Source organism: Bradyrhizobium sp. 31Argb (assembly GCF_043638955.1).
Taxonomy (GTDB): domain Bacteria; phylum Pseudomonadota; class Alphaproteobacteria; order Rhizobiales; family Xanthobacteraceae; genus Bradyrhizobium.
Genome location: NZ_JBEGDB010000312.1, coordinates 1 through 8,961, shown reverse-complemented (window position 1 = coordinate 8,961; position 8,961 = coordinate 1). Strand labels below are relative to the sequence as shown.

Genomic DNA, 8,961 nt, shown 5'->3' with positions numbered 1-8,961 from the left:
CAGATCAAAGCTTCGCAGCCATGATCCATCTGACCGCTGCCGTGATAAACTCCCGATGAATCCCAACAGACCCTAAGGTGTGCAAGGCTAGATCAGACCAGGGTCCTTGAGCTTGAACGTTCGTCATGGCTTCCATACGAATCAACTAAGAAATCGATCGCGCCGTTTGCCGGGTGAATGCCCCGAATCCCGCTCTGGGACCCTTACGTTACGTAACTCAGTTTGTGAGCGAGTTAGCGTTCAAGGGTCTTACCTCGGGAATTGATGAGAGATCGAACGTCCGCATCCGAATGAGCGTTTATTGCTATTGTGAAAGGGAGTCTGCAAGGCCATGGAGACGCAAATCACAACAGAACGGCCGGGTCTTTCGACCCGGCCGCTCAAACTCTCAAATCGCTACTCTGATACAGCGAACGCTCAGCTCGCCTTCTTCTCCGCAGCCGCTGCCTGCTTCTTCTCAATCTGCCGCTTCAGCTCCAGCGCGCGCGGCGAGAGGTGCGCGGCATTCGCCTTCCGCAGGAACGCATCCAGGCCGCCGTTGTGGTCGACGCTCTTAATCGCGTTCGAGGAGACGCGCAGGCGGATGTTGCGGCCGAGCGATTCCGACTGGAAGGTAATGTTGCAGAGGTTCGGCAGGAAACGCCGCTTGGTCTTGATGTTCGAGTGGCTCACCTTGTGGCCCACTTGCGGGCCCTTGGCCGTCAGTTCACAGCGCCGCGACATTGTTCAAATCCTCTTCCATCCCCGCTTAACCAACAGCGCGCGCCGCGCGCGGCGGGGGTCCAATTCCACGTCCATTTTCCAGGAACCGCGGACGTATAGGGGGTGAGCCGCAAAGCGTCAAGGTTTTATAGCTTTCAGGGCCTCGTTCCGGTGCCCTGAAACTCCTAATTTGACGCGTTTTCTTTGCGCCAGCCGGTAAAACGCTATGGAGCCCAAAACCTGCACGTTCACAAGGCTGTTCAGCGGTTTAACCTACCATATAAAGGGCGTATTCAGGCTGGTTAAGTGGTTCCGTTTTCGCCCGCGTTGCTTGCCGGTCATTTCTTCCCAAATGATCTCTGGCGCCGACGACAGGATCGTTAAGTTTGTGAGCATTTTCAGCAGTTTTCTGCCCTCCGTGAGGGAATCCTGGCTGTTGTGCGCCGGCGCGCTGTTCATGCTGTTGCCGGAGGGCGCACTCGCGCAGGGCCGGCTGGATGCGCAGTACGAGGCCTCGCTGGCCGGTATCGCTGTCGGCAAGGGAAGCTGGACCATCGAGATCGGTGACGACACCTTTTCCGCGATCGCGCAGGGCGGTACCGCCGGGCTGCTCAAGGCGTTTGCCGGCGCCGGCGGGATGGGCGGGTCCCAGGGGCGCGTGGTCAATGGCGCGCTGGTGGCATCGGGCTATACCGTCAACTACAACAGCTACAAGAAATCCGAGATCATCCGGATGGCGCTCGGCGGCGGCGGCATCAAGGAAACCGTGATCGAGCCGGAGCCGCCGGTCGATCCGAACCGGATCCCGGTCACCGAGGCCCACAAGAAGAACGTGTACGATCCGATGACCGGCTCGCTGTTGCGGGTGCCGGGCACGGGCGAACTGATGAGCCCGGATAGCTGCCGCACCAGCGCGGGGATTTTCGACGGCCGGCTGCGCTACGATTTGAAGCTCGATTTCAAGCGCGTGGAAATGGTCAAGGCGGAGAAGGGCTATCAGGGCCCGGCGCTGGTCTGCGCGATCTATTTCACGCCGATCGCGGGCTATATCCCCGACCGTCCCGTGATCAAATATCTCGCCGAAGCGCGCAACATGGAGATCGCCTTCGTGCCGATCGCGGGCACGCGCATCCTGATCCCGTACCGCGTCAAGATCCCGACGCCGTTCGGGCTCGCCATGCTGGAGGCGACGTCGTTCGTGACGTCGGCCACGCCGCCGCGGGTGGCGAAGACGCAGTGAGGCTGCGCACCGTCATTCCGGGGCATCGCGAAGCGATGAGCCCGGAATCCATTTCTCCGCTGGTGCATGTGGCCCAATGGATTCTCTGATGTGCAAGAGCACATCATAGCTCGTCCTGCGGACGCCCCGAAATGACGGAGAAACAGGAATCCTGTTGACTCTTTGCCGCTTCTGATTCGACTCCGCATCTCAACGATTTTAAGGAATTTGCCCGCGCCGTGACCATCCTCAAACCCCATCTAGTGCTGGAACTGAAACGCCGCCGCGACATGTTGCGGTGAACGGAGGAGAACGGCAGTGGAGTCAGCGATTCGGCCGCGATTCGTTCTAGACTCGTTCCGAAGCTTAAGCAGCAGTGGGAGAGGCGTCGCATTGTGAGACAATTTTTTGCGGAAGTGCCGGCACATGAACAGCTTTATCCCCCTCACCCTGAGGAGGTCGCGCGAGCGACTGTCTCGAGGGGCGAGGGCCCCGATGCCTATGGCAAGCGGGAATGCATGGATATATCCGGACCTCATCCTTAGGGACGCGCGTTCCGCGCTCCTCAGGATGAGGAACTGAGATAGCGTTCGCGGCCGACAAGCACCAAGAAAAGTACCAAGAACATCATGGCTCTTTCCTCTCCTCCCTTCGCCCATGAGCGCGCGCCCGGCGCCGGCGTCACCGCCGTGCTCGGGCCGACCAATACCGGCAAGACGCATCTCGCCATCGAGCGCATGCTTGGGCATTCGTCCGGGCTGATCGGCCTGCCGCTGCGGCTCCTGGCGCGCGAGGTTTACAACAAGATCGCCGATCGCGCCGGAAGCGAGAGCGTCGCGCTGATCACCGGCGAGGAGAAGATCAAGCCGAAGTCGCCGCGCTTCTGGGTCTCGACGGTCGAGGCGATGCCGCGCGATCTCGATGTTTCGTTCCTCGCGGTCGACGAGATCCAGATCGCGGCCGATCTCGAGCGCGGGCATGTCTTCACCGACCGCATCCTCAATCGGCGCGGCCGCGATGAGACGCTGCTGCTGGGGGCTGCGACGATGCGTCCCATCATCGAGCGGCTGCTGCCCGGCGCCTCCATCATCACAAGGCCAAGGCTCTCGACGCTCGAATTCGCCGGCGACCGCAAGATCACGCGGCAGCCGCGGCGCACCGCGATCGTCGCGTTCTCGGCGGACGAGGTCTATGCGATCGCGGAATTGATCCGCCGCCAGCATGGCGGCGCGGCGGTCGTGCTCGGCTCGCTCTCGCCGCGCACACGCAATGCGCAGGTCGCGATGTTCCAGAACGGCGATGTCGATTATCTCGTCGCCACCGACGCCGTCGGCATGGGATTGAACCTCGACGTCGATCACGTCGCCTTTGCCTCCGACCGCAAATACGACGGCTATCAGTTCCGCCGCCTGACGCCGGCCGAGTTCGCGCAGATCGCCGGACGCGCGGGGCGCGCGACGCGCAATGGCACCTTCGGCACCACGGGCCGCTGCGCGCCGTTCGAGCCGGAACTGGTGAACGCGCTGCAGAACCACACCTTCGACAGCGTGAAAATGCTGCAATGGCGCAATTCGAAGCTGGATTTCTCCTCGCTCGGCAGCCTGCAGGTCTCACTGTCGCTGCCGCCTTCGCATGAGGTGCTGACGAGGGCGCCGATCGCGGAAGACATGCGCGTGCTCGACCATGCCGCGCGCGATGCCGAGGTGCGCGACATGGCGCATGGCGCTACCGCCGTCGAGCGGCTATGGGAGACTTGTCAGATACCCGATTACCGAAAGCTCTCGCCGGCCGCCCATGCCGAGCTTGTGACCACCGTTTACGGCTTCCTGATGCAAAAGGGGCGTATTCCCGATGCATGGTTTGCCGCCCAGGTCGATCAGGCCGACCGCGTCGACGGCGACATCGACACGCTGTCGGGCCGGATCGCTCAGGTGCGCACCTGGACCTTCGTGGCGAACCGGCCGGACTGGCTGTCCGATCCCGAACATTGGCAGGGGATCACGCGCGAGCTCGAAAATAAATTATCCGATGCGCTGCATGAACGGCTCACGGAGCGTTTCGTTGATCGGCGTACCAGTGTATTGATGCGCCGCCTGCGGGAGAACTCTGTTTTGAATACTGAAATCGGCAAGACCGGCGAAGTCATCGTCGAGGGGCATGTGATCGGCCGGCTCGACGGATTCACTTTTGCGCCTGACGCGGCGGAAGCGGGCTCAGATGCCAAGGCGCTGCAGGCCGCAGCGCAGCAGGTGCTGGCGCGCGAGATCGACACGCGGGCCGAGAAACTGAGCGCCGCACCGGACGAAACCTTCGTGCTGACCTCCGACGGCACCATCCGCTGGACCGGCGATGCGGTGGCCAAACTCGTCGCGGCCGACGACGCGCTGCATCCGCGCTTGCGCATCATCTCCGACGAGCGGCTGACCGGCGCGCCGCGCGAGGCCGTGCAGAACCGGCTCGATCTCTGGCTCAAGACGCATATTACGAAATTGCTCGGGCCGCTGTTCGACCTGTCGAAGGCGGAGGATCTGCAAGGCATTGCACGCGGCATCGCGTTCCAGCTCGTGGAAGCGCTCGGCGTGCTGGAGCGGATCAAGATCTCGTCCGAGATGAAGGATCTCGACCAGCCCTCGCGGGCGACGCTGCGCAAATACGGCGTGCGGTTCGGGGCCTACCACATCTATTTCCCGCAGCTCCTGAAGCCGGCCGCACGCGCGTTGGCCTCGCTGCTCTGGGCCGAGAAGCAGGACAATGTCGATCTCTCGGCGCTCTCCAATGTGCAGCATCTGGCGTCGAGCGGGCGCACCTCGTTCCCGATCGACAAGGCACTGCCGCGCGATGCCTATCGCGTGCTCGGCTACAAGCAGTGCGGCGAGCGCGCGGTGCGCGTCGACATCCTGGAGCGGCTGGCGGACCTGATCCGTCCCGCACTGGCCTGGCGCGAGGGCTCGGCCGGCGAGAAGCCCGCGGGCGCGTTCGACGGCCGCGGCTTCGTGGTGACGCAGGCGATGACCTCGCTCACCGGCTCGGCCGGCGAGGATTTCGCCTCGATCCTGCGCGCGCTCGGCTATCGCATGGAACGCCGCCCGGCCCCGCCGCCGAAGCCGGTGGAGGTGGTCGAGACAGTGTCCGCCGAGACGCCGCCGGTGGAAGCGCCTGCCGAGGCTGCGGCGGAGGCACCGGTGGAAGAAGTGGCCGCCGAGCTGCCCGCGTCCGATGAGGTTAGCCCATCCGCGGCGCTGTTGCCCGAAGTTACCCTGGCGCCCGCGCCGAGCGAGGAACCAGCGGCTGCCGCCGCAGAGCCCATCGCTGAAGCGCAGCCGGAACCGGAAGCGACTGAGGCGCAGGCAGAGCCGGTGGCTGAAGCGCAGCCGGAGCCTGAGGCGATCGAGGCGCAGGCAGATCCAGTCGCCGAAGTACAGGCGGAGTCAGCCATTCCCGCAGAGGTCCCTGCCGACGCGCCGGCAGAGCCGATGCCAACGGAGGCTATAGCCGAGGCTGCAGCCGGTGCCGAGGAAGCCGCACCTGCCGAAGCAGTCGCCGCGCCCGCCGCAGCCGAGACCCCGGCCGAACCGCAACTGGTCGAAGTCTGGCGCCCCGGCGGCCGCTCCGAGGAGCGTCGCCCGCGCCATGACCGCAACCGCCACCGCCATCAGCCGCGCGAGGGCGCGCAGGGCGCGGCCGCAGCGGGCGAAGGTGCCGATGGCGCGCAGCGCGACCAGCAGCGCCGTGGCCGCCGCCATCACGAATTCCGCAAACCCCGTGAGGGCGCGCCCCCCGCGGAAGCAGCCGCTGCAGCCGCCAGCAATGGCGCCCCGCGCGAGGACAAAGGCGGGCGCCGCGAGCGCTTCGAGGGCAAGGGCCGCGACCGCGACAATGATCGCCGCCGCGATAAATTCTCCGGCGACCGCAAGGATCGCGACCGTGGCGACCGCGAGCGCGGCGGCCGTGATTTCCGCGATAAAGGCGGCCGCGACAAGGGGCGCGAGAGCGGCCCGGCGCTCCGCCAATATGCGAGTTCGGCGCCGCGCGAACGCGAGCGCGCGATCGATCCGAATTCGCCGTTCGCAAAACTCGCGGCGCTGAAGGAACAGCTCGCCGGCAACCGCAAGGATTGAGCCGCGCCAAACAGAGAACATGAGGCCGATTGGAGCGTCAGCGTCTCGATAAATGGCTGTGGCATGCGCGGGTGGTGAAGGCGCGCACCAGCGCCGCCGCGCTGGTCGAGGCCGGCCATGTCCGCATCAACGGCGTGCGCGAGAGCACGCCCGGACACGCGGTCAAACCGGGCGACGTGTTGACCATCGCGCTCGATCGCAGCGTGCGCGTGCTGAAGGTGATCGGCTTCTCCGAGCGGCGGGGCGACGCCACCGCCGCACGGGTGCTGTATGAGGATTTGCAGAGCCGCGCCGAGTGATTATCTCGGGGAGGCGATCAGTTGCCTGAAAACACGGCGCCGAACCGGCTTGCTTATCTTGCAGCAGCGGTTCTCCTGCGCTACGCAATTTTTGAAACGCAACCCTGAAAGAATGAATCCGCTTTCGGAGTCTTTGGTTCGGAGTCCTGGATGACCTACGTCGTCACTGAAAACTGCATCAAGTGCAAATATACTGATTGCGTCGAGGTCTGCCCCGTCGATTGTTTCTACGAGGGTGAGAACATGCTGGTCATCCATCCCGAGGAATGCATCGATTGCGGCGTCTGCGAACCGGAATGCCCGGCGGATGCGATCAAGCCGGATACCGAGCCGGGCCTGGAGAAGTGGCTCGAGGTCAACAGCGAATACGCCAAGAGCTGGCCCAACATCACCCAGAAGAAGGACTCGCCCCCGGACGCCAAGGAGTTCGACGGGCAGGAGGGCAAGTTCGAGAAATATTTCTCTGCGAACCCCGGAAGTGGCGACTGATTCGCGCGCTGCCCTGCAGGATCGATACCGTATTCAGGCGGGGAATCGCGCCATCGTTTAACCCTAATGACAGGGTTATGACCGTTAGCATCTGCAGGCGGCAGGATTCGGCCCTAAATCATTGATTTTTGCGGAAAATGTGCTATATTAGGCACATTGCCAGAGCCGAACCCGGCCATCCCCGATGCTTGGCCCCGTTCGTTTCCGCAAAAACATCGAACAGGGGCGTGGCAGTTTCCGCGCGCAGGCTGTGTCACAGAAAACGCGTAAAAAGAGTGCTTCCAAATCGTCAAAGAAAGCCGCTGCAGTTGCCCGCAGCGCAGTCAAAGGTCGTGCCAGGGCGTCCGTGAAGGAGGCCCGTAAGGCTGCGGCTACAAAGTCCTCGAAGAACAAAAGAAGCGTGATGCCAGAAAAGACTGCCAAAACTGCCGCGAAAGCGACAGCTCCCAAGACCATTGCTTCGAAAGTCGCCGCCAAGACCGCCCCTAAGGCCGCAGCGCCTGCGCCAAAGGCCGCCGTCAAGCCGGCCGCGAAGCCGGTTGCGGCCCCGCGCGTCGAGGAGCCGAAGAAGGTTGTGACCCAGCGCCAGGGCTTCAAGGCCAACGAATTCGTGGTCTATCCGGCCCATGGCGTCGGCCAGATCCTCGCGATCGAGGAGCAGGAGATCGCGGGCGCCAAGCTGGAACTTTTCGTCATCAGCTTCATGAAGGACAAGATGACGCTTCGCGTGCCCACCGCGAAGGTCGCCAATGTCGGCATGCGCAAATTGTCCGACCCGGCGCTGGTCAAGAAGGCGCTGGAGACGCTGAAAGGCCGTGCCCGCGTCAAGCGCACGATGTGGTCGCGCCGGGCGCAGGAATACGAAGCCAAGATCAATTCGGGCGATATCGTCGCGATCGCGGAAGTGGTGCGCGATCTCTATCGTTCGGAATCGCAGCCCGAGCAGTCCTACTCTGAACGCCAGCTCTATGAAGCGGCGCTCGACCGGCTGTCGCGCGAGATCGCGGTGGTGCAGCACTCGACCGAGACCGAAGCGATCAAGGAGATCGAGAGCCAGCTCGCCAAGAGTCCGCGCCGCGGCGCGGCCAAGGCTGAAGAAGCCGGCGCTGAGGGAGACGGTGAAGGCGATGCCGACGATCTCGACGGCGACAGCGACGACGCGACCGTCGCCGATGAGGCGGCATAAGCAGCCAGCAAAGATTTGCAGCGAAAAGCCCGGCCAAGCGGCCGGGCTTTTTGTTTGAGTGTCGCGAATTGAGGCCGAGGGGCCTACATCCAACTTCGCCTTGGAGCCCGCCCAGTTGCGGGTCCAATCACCTGTACCTTGTCAGGCGGCCGGTCGCTGTGCGGCGGCCGGAAGAACATTCTGATTTAGCCTGAACAGGTTGCCGGGATCGTACTGCGCCTTAAGCGCCGCGAGACGAGCGTAGTTCGGGCCGTAGGCGCCGGACACGCGATCGCTCTCATCCTCCGGCATGAAGTTGACGTAGACGCCGCCGGTTGCGTGCGGCGCTGTTTCAGCAAACAGCTTGCGCGCCCAGGTAATCGAGCGTTGCTCGTCGCCCGGGTCACGCCACCGCGTATGGACGTTCATGACAAATCTGGCATCGCGGTGGGGGAACGCTGTCGCGTCGACAGCCACGCGGCTGGTGGCGCCGCCGAGCTGACCAATGAAAATCTCGCACTCTCCGGTCGGCAGGCTCTTCGTATGGCTTACGAGCGTGTCGAAGAGGCCGTCGCTGAGCTCGGTGAAATTGTGCGACTTCCAGTAATTGTAGGCTCCCGGCGTGAGCAACGGGTCGAACGCGCTCTGCCAGCTCGCGAAGGGCTGCATGCCGATCACGTCGGCAACCGGCTCCCCAAGCGCGCGTAACGGTTCCAGGGCGCGGTTACCCTCGTCCTCGCCACCCGTGTAGCAGACGGCGAACGCGACGATCTCCTTGCCGTGCATCTCGGCAGGCAAGAATGGCAGCGGTGGCGCCTGTCGGAGCACCACCCAGATCGTGAGCTCGTCCGACGCCTTGGCGGCGACGTCGCGGTAGCCCGCAAGGAGCTCGTTCGTGAGCGTCATCCGGCGACCACGCACTGAGGGCTGATCTGGTCGGCTAGGAAGATCTCGTGGATTGTTTCGTCA

7 protein-coding genes are annotated in these 8,961 nt (G+C 63.7%); 5 read left to right on the top strand and 2 right to left on the bottom strand.

Translation table 11 applies throughout. The annotated features are described in order from the left end of the window. Positions 1-417: 417 nt before the first annotated feature. Complete coding sequence (gene rpmB, locus AAFX91_RS35570) at positions 418-723, bottom strand: 50S ribosomal protein L28 (protein WP_130583826.1); 306 nt, start codon at positions 721-723, stop codon at positions 418-420. A gap of 367 nt (positions 724-1,090) precedes the next feature. On the opposite strand from rpmB, the gene AAFX91_RS35565 reads away from it, so the two are divergent. From AAFX91_RS35565 to AAFX91_RS35545, 5 genes are all read left to right on the top strand, one after another. Continuing rightward, the gene (locus AAFX91_RS35565) at positions 1,091-1,942 is read left to right on the top strand and encodes a DUF3108 domain-containing protein (protein WP_394569651.1); all 852 of its coding nucleotides are present in this window, start codon (positions 1,091-1,093) and stop codon (positions 1,940-1,942) included. 608 nt (positions 1,943-2,550) lie between these two features. Then, positions 2,551-6,039 (top strand): helicase-related protein, encoded by a 3,489-nt coding sequence (locus AAFX91_RS35560; RefSeq protein ID WP_394569650.1) that lies wholly within the window; start codon positions 2,551-2,553, stop codon positions 6,037-6,039. A gap of 29 nt (positions 6,040-6,068) precedes the next feature. Beyond that, positions 6,069-6,338, top strand: a complete 270-nt coding sequence (locus tag AAFX91_RS35555) for an RNA-binding S4 domain-containing protein (protein ID WP_394569649.1) — start codon at positions 6,069-6,071, stop codon at positions 6,336-6,338. Between the two features lie 150 nt (positions 6,339-6,488). After that, positions 6,489-6,827: a ferredoxin FdxA gene (gene fdxA, locus AAFX91_RS35550; protein ID WP_130584213.1), complete on the top strand. Its 339-nt coding sequence runs from the start codon at positions 6,489-6,491 to the stop codon at positions 6,825-6,827. A 403-nt stretch (positions 6,828-7,230) separates the two neighbouring features. Continuing rightward, the gene (locus AAFX91_RS35545; protein WP_394569648.1) at positions 7,231-8,013 is read left to right on the top strand and encodes a CarD family transcriptional regulator; all 783 of its coding nucleotides are present in this window, start codon (positions 7,231-7,233) and stop codon (positions 8,011-8,013) included. Positions 8,014-8,154: 141 nt separating this feature from the next. Here AAFX91_RS35545 and AAFX91_RS35540 read toward each other — a convergent pair whose 3' ends face one another. Further along, a complete protein-coding gene (locus AAFX91_RS35540; protein ID WP_394569647.1) occupies positions 8,155-8,898 on the bottom strand; it encodes a BBE domain-containing protein in 744 nt (247 codons plus the stop codon). Between the last annotated feature and the right edge of the window lie 63 nt (positions 8,899-8,961).